General features: G+C 49.1%; 28 protein-coding genes. 12 read left to right on the forward strand and 16 right to left on the reverse strand.

Features of this window, described 5'->3' with window-relative positions; all coding sequences use genetic code 11:
- Positions 1-9: 9 nt before the first annotated feature.
- Complete coding sequence (locus tag GP475_RS06845; protein WP_187973697.1) at positions 10-576, reverse strand: recombinase family protein; 567 nt, start codon at positions 574-576, stop codon at positions 10-12.
- Between the two features lie 298 nt (positions 577-874).
- On the opposite strand from GP475_RS06845, the gene GP475_RS06850 reads away from it, so the two are divergent.
- Positions 875-1,444: a hypothetical protein gene (locus tag GP475_RS06850; protein ID WP_187973698.1), complete on the forward strand. Its 570-nt coding sequence runs from the start codon at positions 875-877 to the stop codon at positions 1,442-1,444.
- An 835-nt stretch (positions 1,445-2,279) separates the two neighbouring features.
- Here GP475_RS06850 and GP475_RS06855 read toward each other — a convergent pair.
- From GP475_RS06855 to GP475_RS12490, 7 genes are all read right to left on the reverse strand, one after another.
- Positions 2,280-2,501, reverse strand: a complete 222-nt coding sequence (locus GP475_RS06855) for a hypothetical protein (protein WP_187973699.1) — start codon at positions 2,499-2,501, stop codon at positions 2,280-2,282.
- Positions 2,491-2,685 carry a hypothetical protein gene (locus tag GP475_RS06860; protein ID WP_187973700.1) on the reverse strand — a complete coding sequence of 65 codons (195 nt, stop codon included), beginning with the start codon at positions 2,683-2,685 and terminating at the stop codon, positions 2,491-2,493. The genes GP475_RS06855 and GP475_RS06860 overlap by 11 nt, the downstream gene beginning before the upstream one ends.
- Positions 2,686-2,754: 69 nt before the next feature.
- On the reverse strand, positions 2,755-3,084 hold the full coding sequence (locus tag GP475_RS06865; RefSeq protein WP_187973701.1) for a ParA family protein: 330 nt from the start codon (positions 3,082-3,084) through the stop codon (positions 2,755-2,757).
- A gap of 842 nt (positions 3,085-3,926) precedes the next feature.
- Positions 3,927-4,073 (reverse strand): methyltransferase domain-containing protein, encoded by a 147-nt coding sequence (locus GP475_RS12655; RefSeq protein WP_187975839.1) that lies wholly within the window; start codon positions 4,071-4,073, stop codon positions 3,927-3,929.
- 1,450 nt (positions 4,074-5,523) lie between these two features.
- Positions 5,524-5,802: a hypothetical protein gene (locus GP475_RS06880; protein WP_187973703.1), complete on the reverse strand. Its 279-nt coding sequence runs from the start codon at positions 5,800-5,802 to the stop codon at positions 5,524-5,526.
- A gap of 583 nt (positions 5,803-6,385) precedes the next feature.
- The gene (locus tag GP475_RS12485) at positions 6,386-6,934 is read right to left on the reverse strand and encodes a hypothetical protein (RefSeq protein ID WP_262485149.1); all 549 of its coding nucleotides are present in this window, start codon (positions 6,932-6,934) and stop codon (positions 6,386-6,388) included.
- Positions 6,909-7,220 carry a replication initiation protein gene (locus GP475_RS12490; protein ID WP_262485150.1) on the reverse strand — a complete coding sequence of 104 codons (312 nt, stop codon included), beginning with the start codon at positions 7,218-7,220 and terminating at the stop codon, positions 6,909-6,911. The genes GP475_RS12485 and GP475_RS12490 overlap by 26 nt, the downstream gene beginning before the upstream one ends.
- Positions 7,221-7,702: 482 nt before the next feature.
- On the opposite strand from GP475_RS12490, the gene GP475_RS12660 reads away from it, so the two are divergent.
- The 3 genes from GP475_RS12660 to GP475_RS12495 all read left to right on the forward strand — a co-directional run bounded on the left by GP475_RS12660 (position 7,703) and on the right by GP475_RS12495 (position 8,907).
- Positions 7,703-7,936 carry a YfbU family protein gene (locus GP475_RS12660; protein WP_187973704.1) on the forward strand — a complete coding sequence of 78 codons (234 nt, stop codon included), beginning with the start codon at positions 7,703-7,705 and terminating at the stop codon, positions 7,934-7,936.
- Positions 7,875-8,147, forward strand: a complete 273-nt coding sequence (locus GP475_RS12665; RefSeq protein WP_394367374.1) for a YfbU family protein — start codon at positions 7,875-7,877, stop codon at positions 8,145-8,147. The genes GP475_RS12660 and GP475_RS12665 overlap by 62 nt, the downstream gene beginning before the upstream one ends.
- 577 nt (positions 8,148-8,724) lie before the next feature.
- A complete protein-coding gene (locus tag GP475_RS12495) occupies positions 8,725-8,907 on the forward strand; it encodes a hypothetical protein (protein ID WP_262485151.1) in 183 nt (60 codons plus the stop codon).
- A gap of 261 nt (positions 8,908-9,168) precedes the next feature.
- Here the strand turns inward: GP475_RS12495 and GP475_RS06905 are convergent, their stop codons facing one another.
- Both GP475_RS06905 and GP475_RS06910 read right to left on the reverse strand, forming a co-directional pair.
- Positions 9,169-10,362 carry a hypothetical protein gene (locus tag GP475_RS06905; protein ID WP_187973706.1) on the reverse strand — a complete coding sequence of 398 codons (1,194 nt, stop codon included), beginning with the start codon at positions 10,360-10,362 and terminating at the stop codon, positions 9,169-9,171.
- A gap of 863 nt (positions 10,363-11,225) precedes the next feature.
- Positions 11,226-12,485, reverse strand: coding sequence for an MFS transporter (locus GP475_RS06910; protein WP_187973707.1), 1,260 nt, complete (start codon positions 12,483-12,485; stop codon positions 11,226-11,228).
- Positions 12,486-12,876: 391 nt separating this feature from the next.
- Between GP475_RS06910 and GP475_RS06915 the strand changes: the two genes are divergently transcribed.
- The 3 genes from GP475_RS06915 to GP475_RS06925 are packed head-to-tail and all read left to right on the forward strand — an operon-like array spanning position 12,877 to position 15,039.
- Positions 12,877-13,320 (forward strand): PTS sugar transporter subunit IIA, encoded by a 444-nt coding sequence (locus tag GP475_RS06915; protein ID WP_187973708.1) that lies wholly within the window; start codon positions 12,877-12,879, stop codon positions 13,318-13,320.
- A gap of 44 nt (positions 13,321-13,364) precedes the next feature.
- Positions 13,365-13,646 (forward strand): PTS sugar transporter subunit IIB, encoded by a 282-nt coding sequence (locus GP475_RS06920; protein ID WP_187973709.1) that lies wholly within the window; start codon positions 13,365-13,367, stop codon positions 13,644-13,646.
- Between the two features lie 22 nt (positions 13,647-13,668).
- Complete coding sequence (locus tag GP475_RS06925; protein ID WP_187973710.1) at positions 13,669-15,039, forward strand: PTS ascorbate transporter subunit IIC; 1,371 nt, start codon at positions 13,669-13,671, stop codon at positions 15,037-15,039.
- A gap of 29 nt (positions 15,040-15,068) precedes the next feature.
- On the opposite strand, the gene hflX is transcribed toward GP475_RS06925, so the two are convergent.
- A complete protein-coding gene (gene hflX / locus GP475_RS06930; protein ID WP_187973711.1) occupies positions 15,069-16,541 on the reverse strand; it encodes a GTPase HflX in 1,473 nt (490 codons plus the stop codon).
- A 68-nt stretch (positions 16,542-16,609) separates the two neighbouring features.
- Between hflX and GP475_RS06935 the strand changes: the two genes are divergently transcribed.
- Both GP475_RS06935 and GP475_RS06940 read left to right on the forward strand, forming a co-directional pair.
- Positions 16,610-17,362, forward strand: coding sequence for a hypothetical protein (locus GP475_RS06935; protein WP_187973712.1), 753 nt, complete (start codon positions 16,610-16,612; stop codon positions 17,360-17,362).
- A 35-nt stretch (positions 17,363-17,397) separates the two neighbouring features.
- Positions 17,398-17,904, forward strand: coding sequence for a hypothetical protein (locus tag GP475_RS06940; protein ID WP_187973713.1), 507 nt, complete (start codon positions 17,398-17,400; stop codon positions 17,902-17,904).
- On the opposite strand, the gene dapF is transcribed toward GP475_RS06940, so the two are convergent.
- Genes dapF through GP475_RS06955 form a run of 3 tightly spaced genes read right to left on the reverse strand, consistent with a single transcriptional unit; the run spans position 17,901 to position 20,372 of the window.
- Positions 17,901-18,791: a diaminopimelate epimerase gene (gene dapF / locus GP475_RS06945; protein WP_187975840.1), complete on the reverse strand. Its 891-nt coding sequence runs from the start codon at positions 18,789-18,791 to the stop codon at positions 17,901-17,903. The two genes, GP475_RS06940 and dapF, sit on opposite strands and share 4 nt — an antisense overlap.
- Positions 18,792-18,802: 11 nt before the next feature.
- Positions 18,803-19,732 (reverse strand): tRNA (adenosine(37)-N6)-dimethylallyltransferase MiaA, encoded by a 930-nt coding sequence (miaA, locus tag GP475_RS06950; RefSeq protein ID WP_187973714.1) that lies wholly within the window; start codon positions 19,730-19,732, stop codon positions 18,803-18,805.
- Between the two features lie 4 nt (positions 19,733-19,736).
- On the reverse strand, positions 19,737-20,372 hold the full coding sequence (locus GP475_RS06955) for a hypothetical protein (protein WP_187973715.1): 636 nt from the start codon (positions 20,370-20,372) through the stop codon (positions 19,737-19,739).
- Between the two features lie 129 nt (positions 20,373-20,501).
- On the opposite strand from GP475_RS06955, the gene GP475_RS06960 reads away from it, so the two are divergent.
- Both GP475_RS06960 and GP475_RS06965 read left to right on the forward strand, forming a co-directional pair.
- Positions 20,502-21,884: a DUF349 domain-containing protein gene (locus GP475_RS06960; RefSeq protein WP_187973716.1), complete on the forward strand. Its 1,383-nt coding sequence runs from the start codon at positions 20,502-20,504 to the stop codon at positions 21,882-21,884.
- A gap of 14 nt (positions 21,885-21,898) precedes the next feature.
- On the forward strand, positions 21,899-23,044 hold the full coding sequence (locus GP475_RS06965; protein ID WP_187973717.1) for a hypothetical protein: 1,146 nt from the start codon (positions 21,899-21,901) through the stop codon (positions 23,042-23,044).
- A 55-nt stretch (positions 23,045-23,099) separates the two neighbouring features.
- Here the strand turns inward: GP475_RS06965 and GP475_RS06970 are convergent, their stop codons facing one another.
- Both GP475_RS06970 and miaB read right to left on the reverse strand, forming a co-directional pair.
- On the reverse strand, positions 23,100-23,762 hold the full coding sequence (locus tag GP475_RS06970; protein WP_187973718.1) for an Rv2732c family membrane protein: 663 nt from the start codon (positions 23,760-23,762) through the stop codon (positions 23,100-23,102).
- A 25-nt stretch (positions 23,763-23,787) separates the two neighbouring features.
- Positions 23,788-25,314, reverse strand: a complete 1,527-nt coding sequence (miaB, locus tag GP475_RS06975; protein WP_187973719.1) for a tRNA (N6-isopentenyl adenosine(37)-C2)-methylthiotransferase MiaB — start codon at positions 25,312-25,314, stop codon at positions 23,788-23,790.
- A gap of 191 nt (positions 25,315-25,505) precedes the next feature.
- Between miaB and gluA the strand changes: the two genes are divergently transcribed.
- Positions 25,506-26,234, forward strand: coding sequence for a glutamate ABC transporter ATP-binding protein GluA (gluA, locus tag GP475_RS06980; protein ID WP_187975841.1), 729 nt, complete (start codon positions 25,506-25,508; stop codon positions 26,232-26,234).
- Positions 26,235-26,249: the final 15 nt, after the last annotated feature.

Consider the following 26,249-nt stretch of genomic DNA (forward strand, 5'->3'; position numbering starts at 1 on the left):
ATACTTTTGCTATTTAGTATCAGCCAGGTACTTATACAAAGTAGTACGTCCAATGCCTAGACGTCTAGCGACCACGGCTTTAGGCACCCCTTGGTCTACCCATTGTTTCGCTTGAGAGACTTGGGCAGGGGTTAATACTTTCGCTCTGCCTTTATACACCCCCCGAGCTTTCGCTTTCGCAATCCCTTCTGCCTGACGCTCACGAATAATTGCTCGCTCAAACTCAGCAACCGAACCTAACAACCCCAACATCAACCGGGATACAGGAGACGATGTTGCTGAATACACCTGTCCTTCTTTTAAAAACTTCACCGACACACCCCGACCGGTGAGCTCATCAATAAGGCCATACAAATCCACCAAAGATCTCGCAAGCCGATCCATCGAGACCACCACAAGCTGATCCCCCGCCCGGAGATAACGCAACGCCTCATCCAACTTCGGGCGTTTCCGTACCGACCCGCTCACGGTGTCTTCAAAGATCGTAAACACCTGTTCTTGATCTAAAAGATCACGCTGCCTATCAAGGTTTTGATCTTTCGAACTTACCCGCGCATTAGAGGAGTTCTTGCCCACTGGGCTACTTCAACTCCTTGGTCTGTCTTGGTTATTACCTGAGAAACCATGACATGTGAAATGTTTTTGACATTTGGTATAATTGGTCCCCGTTGAGCAAAACGTATTACTATACCCACGCCTATTCTATTACATTCATCGTTTGCTGTTTTTATCGGAATCCCTTATTTCGCTATCGCAATGGAGGGAATTGCGGTCTATTGTAAGATTCCCACTTCTATGGTAGGTGACGAATTAAGTAGAATCATCAAAACAATTTTTGGGGAAAGAATTAGTGCTTTTACTATAAGGAGATCGCGTGACTAAGAATTTAAAACCGCGTGGACGAAATAAGTTTGAGGCAACGGTCTTCGCCTATGGACCGACGAGACTGATAATGAGTATGTTTTTTTCAGTAGGATTCATTCTAATTGTTTCGGTTGCTGATGGTGTTTATTCTGTAGTGTGGGGCGTGATTTTTTTACTCACTGCAACGGCGGCTTCACTGTTTAATGTCACTGTTCGTGTGACCGTATCGGGTGATGTGAGGGTTTCAGTGTTAGGGATTCGAATTTTCCGCGATTCGGCAACGGATATTGTGGCTATTACTCGGCTTACTGATGCTGATAAGTCGTGGTCGACGAAAGTGTCTTTTGGCCTGTACTTCGCGGGCATCCGTACGTTATGGGCGGCTGCTGGTATTCCCGTTGTTCGTATACAAGGGGAGCGGAAATCGGTGATAGTTACGGTAACGAAAATAGATGAGTTTGTTGACTGCGTGGCAAAGTGTCAAGGGAAAGATCCCAGCGAAATCTATCGGGAGTCTACTTTCATGCGACAAAGCGCCAAATCCGAAGGGCGAATCGGTAACAAGAGCCGTCTGATGTAGATCCGGTTGACTTTCTAAATGTGCAGTGATGGGTTTTCAGGGGAATTATCGCATTGAGTCCCGTTGAACTCATCTGAGTAGTGCTTCGGTATGATCTGGTCCTCTCACGAATATGTTGGCATAGTTACGGAGAATCAATACACCGCCACCAGATCTCTTTAATCGTAGGCTGCTTTCCCTCAACAAAATACCTGGTTCGCAAAGCAATACGGCGTAGCTATCTGGTCATTATTTACGCAATCCTAGAGTCATGTAGCGCAACGTGAGCGGCGTGATAACCACACATTCCGTGAGCTCCACCCCCGGAGAGGGTGAGTCCGAGCAGAGGAAAATACCGTTATGCTCTGTGGAGTAGGGATTGACAGAGATACGAGGTAGAAAGATGAGCTGTTTGAGTGAATTAGCGCCGCCTATTATGTTGCCACCGATATAAAAGGCAGTTCCCCGAACATCCAAGAAGCAACTATGGGCCCCCCAAGGCTCTAAAACGATTTGAGCTTTTACATGTACAGGGCGCGAAAAATGAAACCTGTGTTCATAAACCGATCCCCGCACCCCTCCCTTAAGGGATCTAGTCTCGATACACTATATGTTCTTTTAGACAATCACAGAGAACCCCTGCCCAGAGAGTGAGTGTGGGAAGGGGGCTTTTAGGGCTTGTTGCTAACAGGAAGAGACAAAGACCTAATCACTGCAATTGGCCACCCTGAGAGGGAGTGATGAGGTCTTTGAGGTACAAGCAACAGACTTTTTGCTGTCTACCGAACCACCCACTCACAATATGTTCGTGCCATAGCATGAACATGCTTACGGACGATCATGTTTTATGCCGGTGTTACCGGATCGGATCTCCTGCTTCATTGATTCCGTATCGTTCTTGAAGGATCGATGACAGCATGGCTGAAGTATTCGTCTGCTTGTCGAAGGCTTCATTTTTTAATTCTTTTAACAACGGGGCTGGCACATAAAAAGTTGTTCTTTTCTGGGGATTCTTTCGTGCCGGAAGAGTTTCAATAACCTTTTTTGCTTGGTTTGCTCGCGGATTTTTAAAGCTCATCTTCATCTCCAAATGCATTAACTATTTCAGATAAAACATCGTCGTATCCATACAGCTTCTGTAGAACTCTCCCATATTCTCGTGCAATATCCACCTTTTCAGGAATACAGGAACGGAACGTTTCCACTCCCCAATTTTCAATAGTTTCTCTTGCTTCAATATAAAGCTTCGAATTGAAACCCACGTGAGTAAGAAGAACACCAACAGGCTTATCTCCTATCGCATCCAGAGTAGGAATAATACGAGCTACATCTTACGGTTTCGGAGAGGTGGGGATGATTATAAAATCAGCTACGTCTAAAGCTGACTGGATTTCTCGCGGCGATCCTGGTGGAGTATCCATAATAGATATTACTCCTTCAGGAAAACGCAGTCTCTCTATATCAGTCGCCGTCGCAGAGATGACTGCAAAGGGAAACCCCTTCTCCCGATCAGTAGCTTCCCGCGCCCAAGAGAAGCAACTTCCCTGTCGATCCAGGTCAGAGATTCGCGCACTAAAGCCGCGCCATTTGGCTGCCAGACCAAGAAAAACGCTGAGTTGTTTTCCCACCCCGGCTTTAGTGTTCACTATCGCGATAATCATACCCTCAAAAATGCTCTCACCAGCAGTAATTCCTACATGTTAAAACCTGCACATGCTAAAACTTGAAAAGGCTATAACATGATAGTGTTCTTCTAACCCAGAACTACACCTGAACTAACGAGAACTTCACTCGAGTTCACGGAGAAAAAGACCAAACTTGCCAGAGGTGTGCTTATCTCAAACAGATCACCTACACTCATGCCTATGCTTTCTCCCAGATGGTGACTGGGAGTTAAGCGAAGCCTGGAGCAGATGTCGACTGCCCCGGGCTTCAACTATTCATCAGTATCGGACTCAGAATAACACCAATGATATTCCAGAGAGATCCTCAACATGAGACTCTTCCCAGAAGAAGAACATATGGATGTATGTGCATATGAACATACAGTTGAATCTGTTCTAGTTAAATAGAACTTACTTGCATGAACAGAGTTATTCGAGTGCCCACTCTTCCCATAATTGGCAAAGGCTCGTGTCGTCTTCAAGAGCGGCAAGCTTCGCTTGTTTTAGAAGATCTTTATCCTTGACGTATAGACGTAAGGTTGCCGTTCGCTCCTGAAATCCAGCAAGAGGAGCCGATTTTATAGCTTTTCTCGCCTTATTGATTTCCACGGAATTTGCCGACTTTAAGGTTAAAATATCAGTTGAGCAAAACTCTCGCCTTTAAATATAAGCCATATAGGATTAAAGCCTCAATTATGAATACTCTGTCTTGTGAGAGAGTTTGATACGCATTCAAGAAAGTCTTGATTTGTGCATCATAATCTAAAGCTGAATAGATTGTATTGCAGACAAGTATACAAGCATCGTTTTCATCCTCACCTATTAATTCAATTGCAAAATCACACAGGCGGGCTTTCTGACCTAGCGTCCGATTTTTCATTCAGTCTGTCTAGCATTTCTCTCGAATTGTCTACCCCTTTCACAGAATAGCCCTGATTGCTCAGCGGTCTTGCTATTCGCCCGGTTCCGATTCCAAACTCGAAAATATTTGATTCTGGACTTCAACGGAATAAACAGTACGCAACATTGACTGAATCACTATAATCTGGATATAAAAGATCATATATTTCCGCAAGTTCACGGTGATAAAACTGGGTCATGACTTCATCCTAAGTGAACAGTCATATTCGTAGTATCCGATTTAGCTCCCTGATGTTGCATCCCGTCACTGGGAAAGCAAAGTAAAGATATACGTCGCCGTTTTAAGGCTGAGTGCTGGCTCCCTACTTCTTAGCTCCTTGATTGCGGTTACAGGCGACTTGCGTGGATCAATATTTTTGTCCTCAAGGACGGACCGCGCCCAGGCTACGCTTGCCTTTTTAGGGTCGTGTTCTTTTCCGAATATAAGGTTTATTTCTCCAATAGGATTCGTGGAGTCGCCGAAGATTCGAGATCTCATTTAAACTGTCTCCCCTCTAGCGGACGATGCCATGACAGATGTTATCGGTAAGATTGCGGGTGCCTCATCCTCACTTACGGTGTTGAGTTCAATCACCGTGCTATAGGAGGAATATCCTTTGATTGGTTCTACACTATTCACTCCTTAACATCCTTTCATTAGTGGTCCAATAGCACTTCCGCCGACCATTGAAATGCCCCCGCCGCATGCGAAGGAAGATTCTCCAATGAAACTTAAGATTCCTGGCGTTGCTGGAGCAACTCCAACATGAATTATTACTAGTTCTTATTCCGACGCATAGGCAGCATAACCAGTTACAAGATCTTGAGTCCGACTTGAGGCAGTTGTCCGGTTCACGACTAGATCTCCTTAAGATTAAGTTGGTTATTCCTGGTCCATGCGGAGCCGGAGTGGGATCTCATATGACACTGATCATTGTGCATGACGCTTGGAACTTAGAACTGCAACCGATAATACCCCGTTTCTCGAATTGAGAGATGGATCATGTATACCCCCCCGGAGAAAGCTCCTACTTGGGAAGACACCTAATAAAGGTATGGGAAACAATAATATAAAGGAAACCTTTAGGATTCATACTTAATCAGAATGTCACGGCAGCCTGAGAGGGGTTATCAACGTGAGCTTGGATTGTTCTATTTAGACAGTACATCAATGAGATCTTGTGGAAGACTAGATTTTAAATAGTTCACATTGGGTTATAAATAAGGAAAAATGACAGATACACAATAGCAAATTTCGCAACCTATAGTAACGTTTGGTACTATTCATAATTTTATCAAGGCGGTAAAGCGTAACACTATAAATATCTCCTAGTTTAATACCCCTTCCCCAAGATAAAGTATTGCTCGTTGGGAGGTGTAGTGGGTTTTTTCATGATTCTTCTCATATAGCCAATATCCCCTCCGAGAATGTCGCATAAGCCGGTTTCGATGCGGCAGAGCAGGTTCACGGGGCATCGAGCAGCAGCATTAGTCACACAGACGGGGTTACTAAGCCGTAGACAATATGCCCGGTAACTACCGGCCTGGGTGAGCGACAGCCCAGGTTGGTGCTGGTAAACCACTTGATAATGCGAGGTCACGGATGTCGGTGTTATCGACGTCGGTGACGGTCAAGGACTTTAAGCAGGCGGGGTTTGACTCAATCATCGGCATGCCCACGGCCTTAGTCCGGCTGGTGCGCCTATAGGGTCCGGCTTTCTCCAACATGGCTAGCGGGACATATAGCCGCCACAGATCATCGAACAAAGCGAGCTGTTCGGCCTCATCGAGGTGTGCGATCTCGTCTGGTGTCACTGGGGCCTATAGAGTCATGTCCAAAGCATGACACAAAGCGTGAGGGACAGATTCTGAGAAGACAGCAGTCACTAAACCTTAACTTCAGCATTCTTAAAACTGCCCGGTACTGTTTCCAGTCAGATACAAAATAGCTTGAAACAAATCTACTTCCTAAAGGAAGGAACACCGTTTATTGCTTACGGTATAGCTCAATTCTTACGCGGAGCGCTCCTACGTCCTCTAGGAAGGGAGACTCCAGCAGTTCGAAGAGCTCTATTTACTGTCTGCCTAGACACATTGAACTCATTCATCGCATCAGCGATAGAAGGATATTGTCCGGTCTGTCCGTAAGTATCGAGGAAGTACCCAGCTATCTTGGAACCCTTGCCCTTTGCTAACAGCTCCACGTCGATTATTGGCTTGTCGAAGTTTGGTTCGTTGTCTTTGTGCGTGTTCTCCTTGAGGTTCGTTCTTCCACCTCTGCGCTGCTTTCTGCCCACCTCTACGGCCCATCGTGGCGAGCGCTTTACGATCACGAGTGTTGCCGCGGAAATAGGCGCAGAAGACTTGCCGGTTCTCTGTGCTGAACTTGTCTTTCTGCTTAACACGTAGCCACGTACACGGCGTGCCATCGTCTGGCGATCTCGCATCGGGGCATCTCTGGGGATCTACCATCACTACCTACTTGTTGCGCAACGTTATACCCGTGTTCATAGGCATCAATAAGCAAGTTATCTTTCATCCGCTGACCAGAAGATCTAAGTCGGTGACCAGTTTTCAGTGCGTGTCGAAACGCGGTTTCATCCCGCGCTGCACGCCTCTTACTGATCCACAACACCCTCACTCCATCAATCAGATCAGGGTCATATTGGTCAAGTTTGTCGCCTAACTCGCTGACCACCTCGCGAGCCAACTTGTAAATTGCTTCAGCTTGTTCACGACGGGCTTTCACTGCTTCGATCAATTCCCGTCCGCCACTAAACCGCTGATATCTTTTCTTCGGCTCAGGGGTACCAGTGATCTCTTGAAGCTGTGCCATCAAATCACCCACCGGGTTCACGCATTTATGCTGACAGTACCAACGATAAACCGTTGGATCTTTCCCCTCATAAAACGGGGAACGGCTAAAACCATGAAAAATGCGGGTCATACCCGAGATACTCACCCAAGGCCTGAGTTGTTGCAGCAAGCAACCGCATATGCCGCGAATCCCCTACTGCAGGATTCGCATATGCTGGGTCAATCAACCACAATGCTTGAGCTTTGCCTGACAAGGGGTTAATTCCTACCCATGCTGGACCTATATTACGTTCTACTAGCCCTGCAAGCTGCCACCCCACATCTATAGCTAGATGCACCGGATGTCCACCGCTTTCCCCGGATATGTCAATATCAACCACAATCACTGAAGCATGCTTTTTCGAGGTCAGACTCACGTACAGGCACTTACTAAACGCTCTTGTTCCTACCCGGTACACACGAGGTTTTGTTTCCCCGTGTTGGTCTTGGTAAAACGCCTTAGAAAAGTTCCGTTCTGCGCATCCTTGCAGCACCTCGCATCCAAGATGAGCAAGCAGATGCTCCCGATCCAAGATACTTCCAGGGGTATCATCTAAACCTCCTGTAAAAAGGGAAGACGCTAACCCCGGAACAGAATATGGCCGTGCCGGTGTACCCGTTCAAGACATGGGACCACCCAAGGAACCGAGTACCGGTATTCGGAGTGTGCGCATTTGTATTCGGTGATTCACCTTGGTCAGGTTAGGTTCATGCAGACAACTACTCTCCGCGTTCCCGATGATCTCCGAACCCTCATTGCCGAAGCAGCAGAAGCAAATAGGCAGTCCCAAATCCAGCCGCCCAAGGGCATCTTCCTAAAGAATCCTATGACGCGACATGGCACGAACGTGCTATTGAAGTGTTGGAACATGTTTATGAAGGGGAATACCCCCAACTATTTCCCAACCACACTGACACTCTCAATGCATATGAGTGCGAGCTGGTCTGGGATATCCTCGACATGTTTAGGGTAATCCACTTCAGCGTGGAAGCGCTCGGTGAAAACGGGTGGGATGCTATCGGCGTCGAAAATGCCGAATGGTTCGGCAGAACGCGAGAGTCAGATGGCTGTCTACACGGAATACCTAGTTAAGAACGGCCGGTGGACTGAACAAGAAGAACTCATAAGAGAAGGAACAAACTCCCACAGACAAATGCTTCCGACTTATCAAGTCATGCTCGGAGCTTTCAAACCAATATGGCGCGAAGCAGTACGCGGAAGCAGTACGCGGAGGAGGGCGCTCCTATCTCAGCGCTCAAGATCTACGAAAAATCCTGCTCGCCGCCCCAGGCACACGGTGTGATGAAACCTAGAGACATGCAAGCAATTTATTGCCCGAAAATATCAATAACCCCGGCGATGTACTCCTACTTTCGTAGTGCAGGGATCGCTCCGGGGCTTTCAATACGAAGGCTAGCATATCCATCATGACTAGTCCAAGTCCGAACCCCGTACCACTATCTCAGTGGTTTTCACCTGCACGAATGAGCCGGTACGTCGGACACCCAGAACCAGAAAAGCTATATCTTTGGAATACTCGCCTCACAAAGACCTATCTCGCAGACATCGAACACCTTGAAGTGCTCCTCCGAAACTGCATCCACGATGCTCTAACCAGCAGATACGGCGACCGGTGGTTTGACAACCGTCGAATATCTTTCAGAGAAATAGCAGAAAGGAACATCAGAAAAGCGAAAAGTCGGGCCAGAGGGAGACAAGCGCCACCAGGAAAAATCATTGCTGAGCTCAGTTTTGACTTCTGACGCTACCTCCTAACTAACTATTATCAGGCGAGCGTCTGGCCTCAGGTAGAGAAGGCCTTGAAGAAAAGACCCGACAGCAGACAGCAGTTCGAAGGTTATGTAGACATTGTCTACAAGATGAGAAACAGGTGTTCTCACCACGAATCAATCGTCCAACAACACGATATAGCCAGTGAAAACACATATCTCGACTTCGTCGACAACGCCATCCACATGGTGACGGATTTCATTGATCCTGCTGCCGCGACATGGATCAAGAAGAATTCCCAAGTCCGCACCATACGAGCACAACGACCTTAGTCGTATACTTAACTGGCCAAGTTATGAATTCCTTTATCAAGGCCTTCACCGTTTTCATAAAAATCGTCACCTTAAAAACTAGCAGCTAGTACAAAAACATCAACGATTAGCCGCGGCGGACGGCGGGAGGTAAAAGTATATGACTTGGATAAACTCTGATTTAACCTTCCTGGCGGAGAACAGCCTCTTATTAAGACTATGTGCAGCCCAAATTGTGCTGCACATAGCTGAAGCTTTCCAGTGTATCCGTGCGCTCATATGTTAACTGCACGAGAAAGAGAAATCTTTGTCGATCGGAAGAACAGTAGTTGCCACTTTAAACGTATCCCCCATACGAGAGAACCACGAGTTCTGTGTCATGTCATCATAGCCAATAAGAGGGGTAAATTCTCCCTGACAGACAGGCTCCAGCAATTTGATAGGCATTACCGCCTGCTTATTTTCTATATCATCAGGGCGAACTACTATATACGCAAGGGATCCTTCATATGTTATAGATATTGGGGAGGGGCCACTGATGTTTAAATGAACTCTATATTCCTCAGCCCCCGTAGTTAAATTGATTGATGATAAATCATTGTTTCTATCTAAGGAAAATAGCCTATTGTGCGAAATGCTCGAAAAACGAGCCAAAGCTGGTGGAGTGTAATTTGATAGAGTCGCTTGTTTACTAGCTTCTGTAACTCCATCCTTATCGGTCAACAGAAGAGATATAGCGTCACCATCTTTATCTTCAGTAACTATAATACTCTGATCAGAATTACATGATAATCGGTTTTCAGGTCCAGGTTCATACTGAAAATCCCAAGATATCGGAGATATTTTCACACTATCATCTAAATTCCAGGTGACAATATTAGCTGTTCCCCGATCCTCATTCAGATCTCCATCGTCAGGAATAAACTCAATCCATTTTAATGTTCCGTCATTACAAACAGTCGGGCTGCTAATATGATCTTTTCTGTCAATGGACCTAATTCCGTTGGAATTAACTGAAACTACTTTTACGGAGTGAGGAGACGTGGTACTGCCTGTATTAAATAAAAATGCTCCACTCTGATGATTATCGGAAACTGAAGAAGTACTCTGCGTTCCAATACCCAATCCAGTCACCGGGAATGTTTTCTGGAGATTAAGGTTCTCATCTACCAGATGAATCGAATTTTCGTCAGGAACGGCAAAACTTTTTCCTATCCGGATAATTGAAGGAAAATATGTCGGCGCCAGTGAAAAAGCAATACCACCGTCTCCGTTTTTTGAAGACCAAAATACATTATTTCTATCACTATCAGTTAGAGGCCCGATGGTTTCAGTCGAAATACCTATATAGATTGAATCTTTCATTCCACCATTAGGAATTTGCTGATCTTTTGAACCTCGTAACCACAAAATAGAAATAATACTTAATATAGCCACCAAAGCAACAACCGCAAATCCAATCTTTTTCTTTATCAATTAATTACCCTTGTATTGTGGGAACGAAGAATATCGAGCGGATACACTGCAGGCTGATAAGGCTCATATGGATACCTCTCGCCAATGTCCAACCCACCTCCGGATGCATGTTTATATGCCGCCCACACAAGTTGAGAACAGTTGTATGAATCCCTATCAATTTTACCGATTCGGGTAGCAGCAAAGTTACTTTCGTATCCTTTCCCTACCTTACTTTCCGCCCAACTTGCAGCCCTATCTCATGTGTGTCCGTATTAACAGACAGGTAAGTAGGCTGACACACGCCAATTCGTTCGCTTCCCTTTAATCTCTGAACTACAGAATCGAAACCTATCGCCTCAACCGTAGTTATCTTCGATGGATCTTTATTACCCTGACTAATAACGATACCATTGTGCTGGTAATTAATTCCCCTTAAACACACAGCTTTTGAAAAGCCTAAATCACGTCGGCCAGTGCATTGACTACCTGGCAGTACAACAACAGCCCCGCCACAACCAGTTCCAGGAGTGTGAAGAAAATTCTATTGTCACGCTCTCACCCTCACAGACAAGAACCAATTCTTCCTCTAGTCGTAAACTAAAAAATCCCTCATCTCGCAATCATCATGTGATCTCCCCCAAAAAACCATCTTTCCAGTAGTTACTTATCGTGCCGAATAAGAACAATCATCACACGACGTGATTAAGACACTCCTTCAACGCCTCCTGGTCCACTTCACTAGGCGTTAACCCGGATTAGTGGCCAGATTATATATCTGGGTATTAAGTTCATCACTCTGGAGATAAACGGTAGTGGTATGTTTCTGGCTTCAGACTGAATTATATCGACCATCTGAGTCGTAATTAATGACTCATAAATCACTATTCATTAATGTCGAATTTCAGGATTCCGGTTTTTAATAACGGGGCTGCACTCAACACCATCCCGGCTATGGCACTAATAAGAAGCACGTCAGATGGTTCGATAATCTTTAGCACTATGCCGGATAGAGCCATGCCCACGGGTGCGAGAACAGAACTAACACCGGTTTGAAGAGCAAACACTTTCCCCTGATCCGTTTTGTCAAACTGTTTCGAGACAAAATGAGTAAAAAACGGAGAGGAATAAGCACTAGCAAAAGAAGAAGCACATTTAGCGCTTATCGGCCATAGCCCAGGACATCCCAGCGCTATCAACCCACTGGCTAGGTAATCACCCAATGACCCAAACACAACACCGAAGCCTGGAAACCTCGGAGACCGATATATCTTGGCACCTAACGCACCGAGCACCAACGCACAGACACCTAAAGACTGATACGCCCCTACAACCGTGGAATCGTATTTATCTACCAAGACTAGAGGCAACGCCACGCTCATTACTCCCCCGCATATCGAACCAATCATGGAGGTGACTGCCCACAGCGGAAGCCACGAGGATCGGCGAGACACGCTCATCAGCTGCGACCATTGCGCATACACATTCAACTTACTTAAGACATCACCATATTTTCTAGCACCCACCCCATCTTTTTGTTCCATAACTCGGGGCTCAACCACACATCTCACAATCAACGCCGTCACAAGAAAAGACACAGCGTCAATCACTAGTCCCCACCGGGAAAGACCAACAGCAATCATGATGCCGCCCGTAGCAGCACCTAGGGACAAGGAAATCCTATTAACAAGAGAATTAGTAGCAAGCACGTCTTTTAACCTGGACGCCGGAACCAATTCCGCCCACAATGACGCTAGCGCCGGACGAAAGTACCCAGCACACATCCCATTAGTAAAACACCCCAGCAAAATTAATGGTAACGAGGCATAGTTATCTACCAGAATGCCGGCGAGCACTAAGAGATTGGCTATGCCTCGCAACAGATCACTTTTAACCAGAATGCCTACCCGAGATCCATGATCGGCATGAACCCCTCCCGCAGCAAAGGATAACAACATTCCCACCGCTAACGACGTCAAAGCAACGCTAGTTCCGGTTCCTCCCAAAGAAGACGCAACAGCGATTGTCAGGACCACCCCAGTCAATCCGTTACCGAAAGATCCTATTATCGACGCCCATCGCAGACGATACAAATCACGAGAATGAACAGAATCAATTTTCTGCAAATCAGAAATAAACAGCATAATTTACCCGTTAGTCGCAGCTAGGGCGGTGACTATCTCATTACTAATGAGAAATCGTTGATTAACCCAATCACAAGCTACTCCCTCATTCAACGCCAGGAAAATTTCAACAGCACCTCAACAAAGACGTACCAGAATTTTTCCCGATAATAGTTCGCACATTACGCTATTTCCACTCCCTCAGTAGTCCCAACACTAACTCCTAATCTAAAAACCTGACTAACGTCCTTTTAGCGCCTACTGTCACAACCATTAGTGTGAGGAGAATCCTCTCCTACCTTCGACTTTTGATCATCTTTCCGAGCAATCTCGCCCTGATAGCTTTTAGTGTCTCCCTATCGATTTTTGGTTATCCTCAGGAAGGTAGCCCCAGTCGAGAAGGAAATGAACCATGGCCGAGTTAGCTCTCCCCTTACACCGCATCGTCGTCGGCTCTCATACCGAGTGGAGCCACGCTGTCCGTTCGTGTTTATCTCTTCTAGAAAAAGACGGCCTGATCACCTCCACCTATTCCAATGCTGTGATCACTAGCATCAAATCAGGAGAGGGCTTATACATGGATCTAGGATATGAAGTCCTCTTGGCACATACACGGCCTGAGCAGGGCTCACTCGGTGTGGGGCTAGCCCTAACGGTGCTTGATTCCCCGGTCCTCCTTAACGGGGATCAGCGACACCCCATTCGACAAATCTGGGGACTGTGCGCTCTCGACTCTCATTCTCATCAAGAGCTCATGGCAAATTTCGCCAAGGTGCTGATGAATGAGGCTATTCGTCAGAAAATCTCGCAGGCGACTTCGGCTACGGAGATCCACGACCTCATATCTCAGGCCTAGCAACAGACCCCTGAGTTGAACTTGTCCACGAAAGGAAACCGAAGATGAAATTCATGGCAATGTGTAGTTCCGGTCTAGGTTCTAGTTTTATGGTGGAGCTAAATATCAAAAACGCCCTCCAAGAATTGGGAGTTAACGACGCTGAGGTAACGCATTCTGATCTTGGTGGCGCCTCTCCGAATGATGCCGATGTTTTTGTCATCGGCAGAGATTTAGCTGATGCCACTGATCATTTCCCCAATCGGGTCATCCTTGACAGCATCATTGATAAAGCCGAACTGAAAAAGAAACTCGCTGCGGTATGCCAAGAAAAAGGACTTCTCTAATTAACTTCAGTGGGAAACAATTATGAACTCTATTCTCAAGTTCTTTGTTGATGTTTTTAGTCAACCAGCGGTCATTATCGGTCTTATCGCTCTTTTGGGGTTGGTTCTTCAGCGAAAGAGCTTTTCAGACACCATGAAAGGAACCATTAAATCCTTCGTAGGCTTTTTGGTTCTCGCAGCTGGCGCCGGACTTGTATCTGATTCCCTTGAGCCGTTTGGAAACATGTTCTCCAGCGTATTCGGGGTGCAAGGTGTCGTCCCCAACAATGAAGCCATTGTTGGCCCCGTGTTGCTGCAATATGGCAGCACCGCCGCCTTGATTTTCTTCTTCGGAATGATCGTTAATGTTATTTTTGCCCGGCTGACGAACTTCAAATACATCTATCTATCCGGTCACGTAGCCTTATACCAATCTGCCATGCTGGCCGTGATTTTAATTGTGGCCGGATTCAGCCCCTGGCAAGCCATCATCATCGGCGCCCTAGCAGAAGGCGTTATCACAACTATTTCGCCCGCTGTAGTCCAGCCGTTCTTACATCGCGCCACAGGAACCAACGACGTCGCTCTCGGCCACACCGGAGGTTTTGGCATAGCTTTTTCTGGCTGGCTCGCCTCAATCACCAAAGGGAACCCAGAGCATTCAACCGAAACCATGAATGTCCCCAAGAATCTATCCTTTGTCCGAGACACCAATGTCGTCATCATGCTATCGATGGGCATAATTTTTCTGGTGGTAGCACTCATCGCCGGCCCTAGCTATGTTCACACCCAGATTTCTGACGGGCAAAACTACCTAGTCTGGGCGGTCATGCAGGCAGGTCGATTCACCGCCGGAGTATTTATTATTCTGGCTGGTGTCCGCGCAGTCCTCAATGAAATCGTCCCTGCATTTCAAGGGATTTCTCAAAAGCTCGTGCCGAATTCCAAGCCGGCCCTGGATGTTCCCATTACGTTCACCTTTGCCCCCAATGCGGTGATGATCGGCTTTTTGTCCTCACTGGTTGCCGGGATTCTTGGAATGATCGTTATGGGGATAAGCGGATTAACCGTCATCATTCCAGGAATTGTTGCTCACTTTATGACTGGTGGCGCCTCCGGAGTAATCGGCAATGCCGTCGGTGGCCGCCGCGGCGCTATCATTGGTGCGTTTGGAAATGGGGTGTTTATCACCCTGGTTCCGTTTCTTTTGCTCCCCGTCCTCGGCGAAATCGGCAACGCTTCGTCCACTTTCGGTGACTCCGACTACGGAGTCATTGGCCTCTACGTAGGTTGGCTGAATATGGGGCTAGGACAGCTCGGTATCCTCGCTGGCGTGCTTGTCGCCGTCGCAGGGGTGTTTCTTTCTTCCTGGTGGATAGGCCGGAAAGAAGCTGCGACGTCCACGACCGAATAGATAGTTCGACGCCCAGGTCTCGATGTTGATTACTCGGCCACCTGGGTAGCGTGTTCAACCTGATACTGCGCTAATTCTTGCGCCATCTCTTGGGGTAAACGCACCTCCATGAGAGTTCCGTCGGACTGATACTCTTCGCGGAGGACGGTACCTAGCTCATGGATCCGAGATACAATCTCTCCTTTAGTAAAGGGAATGAGCAGAGTTACGTGGGCGTCGAGTTCATTAAGAAGTAGTTCTATCCGAGCTTCTAATTCTGGAATTCCTTGGCCTGTTTTCGCTGAAACAAATACTGCCTCGTCCAGATGATGTCGCAATTCTGCCAGGGTCAAGGAATCAGCCTGGTCTATTTTGTTCACGACGATAATCTCCGGGGGCATATCCACGCCAGAGTCTCGAATAACTTCCGCTAGCACCCCATTGACCGCCTGAATTTGTTTTAGCGGGAAAGGGTCCGACCCATCAACGACATGCAATACAACATCTGCCTGGGTTACTTCTTCCAGAGTAGATTTAAAAGCCTCAACTAATTGAGTAGGCAGGTGACGGACAAACCCGACGGTATCGGTCATTACCACTGCCCTACCATCAGCTAGTTCTGCGCGTCGGGTGGTAGGGTCCAAGGTCGCGAAAAGCGCATTTTCTACCAATACGCCGGCTCCTGTTAGGGCGTTAATGAGTGATGATTTTCCCGCATTGGTGTATCCGGCAATCGCAATTTTCGGGATTGCTGAGGCCTGCCGTCGAGCGCGTTTCACTTCCCGAGCTGTTTTCATCCCGGCAAGTTCTCGTCGGAGTTTCGCCATGTCAGCACGAAGCCTGCGTCGATCAGCCTCAATTTTGGTTTCTCCGGGACCACGTAATCCAACACCGCCATTGCTTCCAGCCCGGCCACCAGCTTGCCGCGAAAGGCTCCCGCCCCATCCACGCACCCTGGTAATGAGGTATTCCATCTGAGCTAAAGAAACCTGCGCCTTGCCTTCACGTGATTTCGCATGTTGAGCAAATATGTCCAAAATCAACATTGTTCGATCAATGACTTTGGTGTTCAAGGAATTTTCCAAGGCCACCAATTGACCAGGCGCAAGTTCACCATCGCACACCACGGTGTCAGCTGAGGTGGCATTGATAATGTCTTTGAGTTCGTTAACTTTCCCAGACCCAATGTAGGTGCCGGGGTCGGGTTTGTCTCGACGCTGATAAAGCATGTCAATGACTTCCGCACCGGCGGTTTCAGCAAGAGCAGCTAACTCATCCATTCTCGCTTCTACTTCAGCGACGCTCCCCTCTGTCCACACTCCCACTAAGATGACGCGCTCCAGGCGAAGTTTTCGGTACTCCACCTCGTAGCCGTCATCTTGTTCCTCGGCGTGAATAGTTGTATCGCGATGCACCCGGCGAAAAGCGTTTCTTTCGGCAAGATCAAACTCACCGACCGTTGGGCTCATACCATCATCATCAAAGACCTGCTCTAAAAGGTCTTCATGCTCAACGTTGGTCATTATCTCCTTCACATAGGATCACTTGGTTCTTGGACATTAGCACATAGTCACGGAGTACAATCAGCCTCATGACTACAGACCTTAAGAGCATTGGACTGGATTTCCCCCGGTGGCAAGACGCCGTGGAAGCCGCAATTGCTACTGATAAATTGGCTGTCACGGGCGAAGTTCGTGACGGTCAACTCATCCAATATTCCGATGCTTCTGGGGCTCGTATCATCATCCTCGCGGTAGAGCCATTTGCGACTTTCGCCGGTTTTGAGTCCACAGCCCAGGTTTTTGGTCACCTCTCCATGATTAACGATGTGCTCGCTCTTGTCGAGATCGTCGACGCTTTTGGCCATAAACTCACCGAAGTCACGCTAAATTTAGCCCAAGGGCCATTATTGGCGGACGCCCCGGCACAACAATGGCAGCAACTGCATATCGCCGCTCTCGCTGTGGACTATCAACTATATAACTCAGCGGCTGATTACACCTCCGCAACGGGAGAAATATCCACCGCTAAGATTCACAGCCCCGGCGCTGACATTATTGCTGCTGGTTCCGGCGCAGAAGTCCCTGACGCGTCAGTTGATTTTCTTGGGCGAGTGATCCAATCGGATTACCGAGTCAATGAGTTAACCGGCCAGCGCTTTATCCACGTGGTCCTCGATAGCGTAGTCAGTCTCGATGTGTGCCTCCCTGATGCTGAATCTTTACCTGCTAAGGATTCAATTCTCAGCGGCCGAGGAGTCTTAACTGGTTCAGTAATCATTGCCTCCGGATGTGGTGGCTCAGGTGGCTGCGGATGTGGCCACGGCGGGTGCGGTGGTCACTAACCAGGCGAGCGTACTGATATATCATGGGAAACCTCATGCGAATTTCGAAGCTACTAGTTGTCGGGGCACTGATTTTCTGCTGCCTTGTTATCGGTAGCTTCCTGCAGATTTCCCTAGTCGCTCTCTTTGTTATCGTACCTGTGGCCTGTCTTGGCTGGCTTGTCTTCCGACAAGACCCAGATACCGCCGAAAGCGAGTCATTACGGCAATCTATCGCCGCCAGCTCCCAAGATATTCGAGATATTCTCGACGCCTACGACCGATTCTGTTATTCCCCAGACGCTGATAGCCTGACGGAACGAACCCTCCACTATCCCGCTCTAGCGGATAAAAAATGCCGGATTAAAGAAATCCGGATTTTCCATCAACAAGCAGAACGCTCCCGGCGCTTTTTGCGTCGCCTAGAAAATCAACTGTCCACCAAATGCACCCTATCTCATCTGGAGCGTCTTTTAGCTTTAACTGACCACCGTTGTCAGGAGCTATCCCAAGCCTGGCACAAAGCCAAGCAGGTCGCCAAAACTTACGGTGTCAACTATTAAGACCTCGCCACAATAGGCGCTATTTTTCCCTCGGCAAGAATCACCGACGGCCCTCTTAATGTAGCGTCATGGGCAGAAATGCTCACTTCCACTCGACCACCAGGGATATGGACCAATATGGTGCCGTGTTGACGCCCGGAGTCCAATAACGCAGCTTGTGCTGCAGCTACTGTCCCGGTGCCGCAGGAGAGAGTTTCTCCTACTCCGCGCTCATACACTCTCATATTTACTTCTCCGGACCCGGTTAAGGGCGTAAGTATCTCCACGTTGACTCCGTGCGGAAAAAACTGCTTGTCCCACTCCGGCGCAGTGCGAAAATCCAGCTGTGAGAGCTGATCCGACGTCAAGTCCGAGACCACACAAGCAAGGTGCGGGTTCCCCATATCTATTCCCCACCCGGAGTAATGCTGATTATCGAAAATGCAAGAACTTTCCCCCATGATGGCAGGGGTTCCCATGCTCACGGTGACATCGGCTAAGTAGAGGTCAGCGCTATGCACGTGCACGTTTTTGACACCGGCTCTTGTGCCCACCGGAAAACATGAATTGAGAGTGAGTTCTCGGCTATATAGCCAGTGAGCAAAAACCCGGACTCCGTTGCCACACATTTCCGCTAGTGAACCATCGGCGTTGCGGTAGTCCATAAACCAGGTGTCTCGCTCAATACCTTCATCTAGATGTGAGATTTCACCTCGATCAAGCAGAGCGCCAGCACGAATTACCCGAAGTATCCCATCTGCACCGAGCCCTCGGTGTCGATCGCACAGCCAGGCAACGTGCTGTGCTGTCAACGGATGTTCTCCTTCCGGGTCCGGAATAATAATAAAGTCATTCCCAGTACCGTGCCCTTTGGCAAAAGTTAACTCGGGTAACTGAAATTCTTCCATCATGATTGAACCTAGCTGTCTTCCTGTTCCAATAACTGTTGCACGCCAACCAGCGGATCATTCTTCGCCTCAACCCAGTGAATCCGTGGATCTCGTTTAAACCACGCGCGCTGGCGTCGGACGTAACGACGGGTTCCACTGATCGTTTTCTCCCGCGCTTCCTCTTCGCTTAGCTGCCCGTCGAACATATCTAAAACCTGGGCATAACCAATAGCTTGCCCGGCGGTGGAGTCACGAACCAACCCCTTAGTTTGTAAGTGACGGACTTCCTCGATCAACCCCCGATCAAACATCCGGTGAGTTCTTGTCTCAATCCGAGGATTAAGCCACTCTGACTCGGCAAACAACCCCACCAATAGAGCATTCCACCGTGGTACCGCCCGGCGGTTGGGCTGACTCGCTTTAAAAGGTTTACCTGTTAATTCAATAACCTCAAGTGCCCGTACCGTTCGCCGCGGATCTTGATCTTCAATGGTGGCGGCAGCCTCAGGATCTCGCTTAGCCAACTCCGCATGAAGTTGGTGAATTCCTACGTCAGCAAGCCTGGATTCCCACTTGGCTCGAACCTGCGCGTCAGTAGGCGGGAAATCCCACTGATCAATTAAAGATTGCACATAGAGCATGGAACCACCCACAATGATAGGAACTCTCCCCCGTGCTTGGATAGCTTCCACATCTGCGGCGGCGTCGTGCTGGTAGCGAGCTACTGAGGCGGTGCACGTTACCGGAATAACATCCAATTGGTGATGAGGAATTCCCGCTCGCTCCTCTACGGTGAGTTTGGCTGTTCCAATATCCATTCCTTGATATAGCTGCATCGAATCAGCATTTACAATTTCCCCATCTAAGAGGTGGGCCAAAGCAATGGAGAGAGCAGATTTACCCACAGCGGTGGGACCTATTATGGCAATGGGCCGCGGCGGTGGAGAGATCCTTGACATGCTGTTACACATTACCTTCTGGGATTTCCCACGCTCCTAGATATCGCCCAACTCCAGTAGATGTATCTGCCGCTAGGAGTTGAGATTTTGTGGGGCGAATATCCGCTAATTCCAGCCACAGATCCGGTTCAATCACCCCCGCAGCTTTAAGCTCTTGCGCCGTGGTTGTGGGCACCTGGGTGGGATCAGACACCACCATTTGGCACCAGCGGTCTGCCCATGAGGACTCAGAAAGCATCGCCAAGGGAGCCCGAGGCGTTAAACCCGCAGAACCGTCCACTGCCACCAAGGTAAGAGCGTTAGGGTCCAGTGGCCGAAGATGGGAACGAGAAGCAGAAACCCGTTGTTCGGCTAGGGGACCCAAAAATATTCTCTGGATAATTTCAGCCAGATAATGCCCATCTTCTGCCTCTGGTGTTCCTGGCATCGCACCCCAGGCCCGTAGGCTACCCTTATGTCGGGTGTACCAACGCGAATCTCGGGATCCCACCAGATGGATTAGACGTTTAGGGAAAGCTCGATGCTCTTCTCTAAGACAGTCCTCTAATGCTCGTGCAAGTTGTTGACCAGCGGCATCTGCCGGAGCGAGCTGAGCTATAAGTGCTGGACTTCCGGGCATAATTATCAGATTTCGATGCACGTTTACCAGACTACTGGTCAATTCAGGCACCACTTCGCTGACATAAGGATTGAAAGGCGGTATGTTGAATCTGACGACGTTAGGCACCGTAATGCACGGTACGCATCCCCAATGAGCGAGGAGAAGATTATGACTGAGAACCCTACCCCTACCCCTGGTTCCCCCGCTGGAGATTCCTCGCTGAGTACCCCTACGCCTAAACCCGGTCCCCGTCCCGGCGCCCCGAAACCGGGTTCTCGTCCCTCTGCCCCAGCGGCGATGCGGACCCCGGCACCTCTTCCTCATCAGCCCCAGAATGACCCGCGGAAATGGGGGCGGATTGATGAAGATGGGACAGTCTATCTCAAAACTGCTCAGGGGGAACGCGTTATCGGCTCGTGGCAAGCCGGTACCCCTGAAGAAGGAATTGCCCACTATGGTAAGCGTTTCGATGACTTAGCCACGGAAGTGGAGTTGTTGGAATCTCGCTTACATGCTCATCCAGAAGAAGCCCTCAGTATCCAGCACACCGCGGCAGAACTCCAGGAAACCTTGGATGACCAGGCTGTTTTAGGCGACGTCGAAGGGCTGCGACAACGCTTGAGCGATATCAAAGATCACTCAGATCAGGCCAATGAACAAGTCCAGAAGAATCGCGAAGAGCGCCGCCTTAATGCGATAGCTCGTAAGGAAAAACTGGCGGCCGAAGCAGAGCAGCTGGCTGCGGATTCAACGGATTGGAAGGCTGCCGGTGACCGGATCCGCGCAATTTTAGAGGAGTGGCGTTCTATCCGGGGAATTGATCGGAAGACCGATGACGCCTTGTGGAAGCGTTACTCTAAAGCACGTGATTCTTTTAATCGGCGACGTGGTTCCCACTTTGCCGAGTTGGATCGGAACCGGGCACAAGCACGTCGCACTAAAGAAGAATTAGTGGAACGAGCACGCGCCTTGCAAGATTCCCAAGACTGGAATGCCACTGCTAAGGCATATCGAGATCTCATGGATGAGTGGAAAGCTGCCGGACGAGCACCACGCGAGATCGATGATAAATTGTGGGCTGAATTCCGTGCCGCCCAAGACCACTTTTTTGGTGCGCGCAACGCCGTAAATCAACAACGTGACCGAGAATTTGCTCATAATGCCGAGTTGAAAGAAGCGCTGTTAGCGGAGTACGAGCCTCAGATCCAGCCAGATCACGATCTTGAAGGTGCGCGAGCTAAGTTGCGTGAGCTTCAAGAAAAGTGGGAAGAGATTGGCTACGTGCCACGACATCGAATCCGTGAATTTGAGAACCGAATTCGTGATATTGAGCACCGTGTTTCTGATGCTGCCGCAGCGCAATGGCGACGCACTGATCCTGAGGCTCAAGCTCGCGCCGCCCAATTTAGCGCACGAGTCACTGAGCTCCAGCACCAAGCAGAAGCAGCCGAGGCTAAGGGCGATGTGCGAAAAGCAGCACAACTTCGGGAACAAGCGGAACAGTGGGCCCAGTGGGCAAAAACTGCGGAACAAGCCGTTGAGGATCGTTAATGGTCTGGTGTCAAGTGAGTCCGCCACAGGACTACACCTCACCCACCACGGTCGTTATCAACAGAGTCTTAATGGCTAATCTGGAAATCCAGGAAACTACTGGGCACACCGAGCAATGCACCACTGTGGAAGCATTCTTAGCGGCCCTTCAACCCAGTCCAGAGCACCGCAATTATTTCTTCGCCGACGTCCACCCCGATCCAGAGTCTCCCATTAACTTTTCGCAACTTCCCCAGGGAGAATTTGGTCTACCTCTCATTCCGGCAACAGGACCAGAAAGCGACAATCTTCTTACTGCGGATTATCATGCCTTCCTTCTCTGTGGAGTCTCAGTACAGGCGTACCCAGATCAACTCAGCGCCAGCCTCGTCGTGGACGCCAATTATCTTCCGGCACCTGCAACCTTGGCAGAAGACGTCCCAGGCGCTACCTATGATCTGGTTCATTCCATGATCGATCTGGCCGAGACAATAGCTCGAAATCTAGGCCGTTCACAGGTCACTAGCTGGTGTTACTTGGGAAATGGTGATAATCCTTTTGCTAATTTTTGGTCTCGAGCATGGTCAGACCACGGCTATATCGTCGCCCACCGTGAAGACCAGTATCTAGTGGAGATGTCAGAAAATAGCAGCGAACTTGTTAGTCCAGCCGACCTAGCCGGTATCAAGGTTCATTGCTATGACGAAGCCGGATGCCCGGATTATCTCCTGCCGGCACTATGCCAACTCTTGGATATCGCCGAGCGGGATATTCCGGCCGGGGATCTGGGACTTTCAGACACCGCGTGGACGTCTGATCGGGTTCGCTCGGAAGAAAAAAGCGCTCAGGATGGCAATTATCGAAGCATTAACGTGTTACTTACTAATGAGCAGAACCAGCCCGTAGCTCTGAGTCAGATTTCCCAACACCACTCGGATATGCCAGAGGTAGCGAGTCAAGTCTTGACGGTGGTGATGCCTGAATGGCGTCGTAACGGGATAGGCACCGCGGTGAAAAGAATCGCCTGGCATCAGGTGCGGGAACTGTGGCCGCAGGTAAGGAGTATCGGCACCTCAATGGCGCCAGATAATTCCGGAATGCTGGCGATTAATAACGGCCTTGGTATGACCAGGGTTTCCCGATCCTGCTGCTGGATGAAAGATCTTAAGGCCGTCTCATAATCCTAAGAACTCCAGGCCCAGAGGAGAGATTAGGAGCTCACCTCGATACTAGATACTAGTGATGTTGATGTCTCCGGTGTGCCTGGGCGCGACGATCATCCACTAAGAGCGGATTAGTTTCCCACTCCTGTTGAGCGCGGCTTTTTAGCTCTTCTCGTTGATTCAGTGCAACATAATCCGGGACATCATGATCGCGGCGCTGCTGAGCCAGCTTCAACTGTTCAGGATCACGCTTAAGGATAATCATGCTGAAAACGACGGTGGCTGCAATAACCGGGAGAATACTGAGATACATTCCCCACGACGCATGTCCAGATGGACTTCCCTCTGTGGTCTGACGAAGCCATAAAGCCAAAACGACATAGAATGTTCCGACGCAGCTAAACATCCATGCGATCCAGGAAAAAATCGTTTTTCGGAACAGCAACAGCAAGCCGTTAAACACACCGGGGCCTAGGGTGATGAGGTAGATATAGACGTATTCGGTGATTCGGATTTCACCGCTTCGGGCTTTGTCGGTGAGCAATAAGACATCTATCCCTTTGATGCCAGTGGAGGTGAAAGGGAGAAAGAGACTGATTAGCCAGAGCAGAAAAATCGCGCCAAGAATCCATATTTTGGGGCCAAGATTCATTGACTGAGCAGCTTTATATTCTTTGGCTTTGAGGTCTTCTTTCAGTTGAAAAGCCTCTTCGGCTTTGTCCCACTGATCGCTCATCGAAAATCCTTTATTTATTTGGGTATTACAGTCCGCGTATCTGCGGCAAACCCAACCCTACGCCCACTGGAGCTGTTGTGGGAACTTTGCCGGCTTCGCTCATATCGCCAGCTTTTGTTCGACGATGAGACAGCACACCGGCGTCTGCGATAAGGAAGTGCGGAGCCGAGCCGGTTACCTCTACGTCAACCACGTCACCTGGGCGAATGTCTCCATCCACGGCGTTCGGTGTAGCTGCATGAGGCTGAAAGTGCACCAGTCGTCCGTCACGAGCCCGGCCAGTCATACGGTGCGTCTTATTGTTCTTGCGCCCCCCTCCTGCTTGGACAAGAAGCTCGACACGTCGCCCAATAAATGCCCGATTTTCCTCGGCGCAAATTCGCTCCTGGACAGCTATTAAACGCTCATAGCGGTCCTGAACGACGTCCTTAGGGATTTGGTTATCCATCTCCCCCGCCGGGGTGCCCGGACGAATAGAATATTGGAACGTATAAGCAGAACTAAATCTCGCTTCTTCGAGCACATTTAGGGTAGCTTGAAAATCTTCCTCAGTCTCCCCTGGAAAACCAACAATAATGTCGGTGGTTATTGCTGCCTCGGGAATCTTTTCCCGGACCTCTTCCACAATTCTCAAGAATTTCTTGGTGCGATAGCTGCGTCGCATATCTTTTAAGACACGGTCAGAACCAGATTGCAAAGGCATATGCAACTGGGGACACACATTAGGGGTTTCTGCCATGGCGTCAATAACATCGGAGGTGAATTCCGCCGGATGAGGACTAGTGAATCGCACGCGCTCTAGTCCTTCAATGTCACCGCATGCTCGTAGTAAACGGGAAAAAGCAGAACGATCGCGTGGTAGATCAGGGTCTGCGAAGTTGACGCCATAGGCATTGACGTTTTGCCCCAGGAGAGTTACTTCGCTGACACCTTGGTCAACCAGGGCCTGAACCTCCGCCAGGATATCTCCAGGGCGCCGGTCTACTTCTTTACCCCGGAGGGAAGGGACAATACAAAAAGTGCAGGTGTTATTGCAGCCGACGGAAATGGACACCCAGCCCGAATATGCGGAATCACGTTTTGCCGGGAGGACTGAAGGAAATTGTTCAAGAGATTCGACGATTTCCACTTCAGCCTTGTGGTTGTGCCGGGCTCGTTCCAGCAAAGCAGGTAGGGAACCAAGATTGTGGGTCCCGAATACTACATCCACCCAAGGAGCTTTTTTGATGACGACGTCTCGATCCTTTTGCGCTAGGCAGCCGCCCACCGCGATTTGCATCCCTGGATGATTATCTTTGGTGGCTTTCAACAGGCCCAACGTACCGTACAGCCGAGAATCCGCGTTTTCGCGCACCGCGCAGGTATTAAACACAACGAGGTCTGGTTCATCCCCCTCACGCACGGGGGAATAACCGGCATCTTCCAACAGCCCGGACAAACGCTCCGAGTCATGAACATTCATCTGACAGCCAAAAGTGCGTACTTCATAGGTCCGTCCGGCGTTGTTAAGAACAGCAGAATTTTCTTTTTCTGGGCTGAATTGAGTTGTCACGAAGCAATATTGTAGCTAGCTACCGGCACGCGACAAACTTCCTTCTCCACCCCCTTTAGGGAGAGGGTTTTGCCACTACATCACAGCTACACCCACGTGATTCACCCCACAAAAGGGGTAGATCAGATAGCTGAAGCACTAGAAGTTGTCACATTTACTTTATGCTGTGTCCTATGGCACAGAACAAACCGATGATCCGCATGGCGGGCGTCGAAAAATATTTTGATGATTATCACGCCCTTCGGGACATTAATTTAGAGATTCCCCGTGGCCAAGTGGTGGTAGTTTTAGGCCCGTCAGGTTCAGGTAAATCCACTCTGTGCCGCACCATTAACCGCCTGGAAACAATTGATTCTGGGGTTATTGAAATTGATGGTGTAGCTCTTCCCGAGGAAGGCAAAGCTCTTGCCAAATTGAGGGCTGAGGTTGGGATGGTGTTCCAGTCTTTCAATCTTTTCCCTCATTTAAGGATTCGGGATAATGTCACTCTGGGGCCGATCAAAGTCCGTCAGCTCAATAAAGCCGAAGCTGCGAAAAGGGCCGATGTCCTGCTCGAAAGAGTGGGTATAGCTACGCAGGCAGAAAAGTATCCAGCCCAGCTATCGGGTGGTCAGCAGCAACGTGTCGCTATAGCTCGAGCCCTGGCGATGGATCCCAAGGTGATGCTCTTTGATGAGCCTACGTCAGCTCTGGATCCAGAAATGGTCAATGAGGTGTTAGAGGTCATGGCTGACCTCGCTCGCGAAGGCATGACCATGGTGGTGGTAACTCATGAAATGGGATTTGCCCGACGCGTAGCTGACCGCGTCTTATTCATGGCCGACGGCGCCATTGTGGAAGATTCCACTCCCGAGGATTTTTTCACCAACCCCCAAAGCGATCGCGCCAAGGATTTCCTTAACAAGATTCTTGCCCACTAATCCCCTTATCTGAAG

The organism is Corynebacterium poyangense, assembly GCF_014522205.1.
GTDB classification, from domain to species: Bacteria; Actinomycetota; Actinomycetes; order Mycobacteriales; family Mycobacteriaceae; genus Corynebacterium; species Corynebacterium poyangense.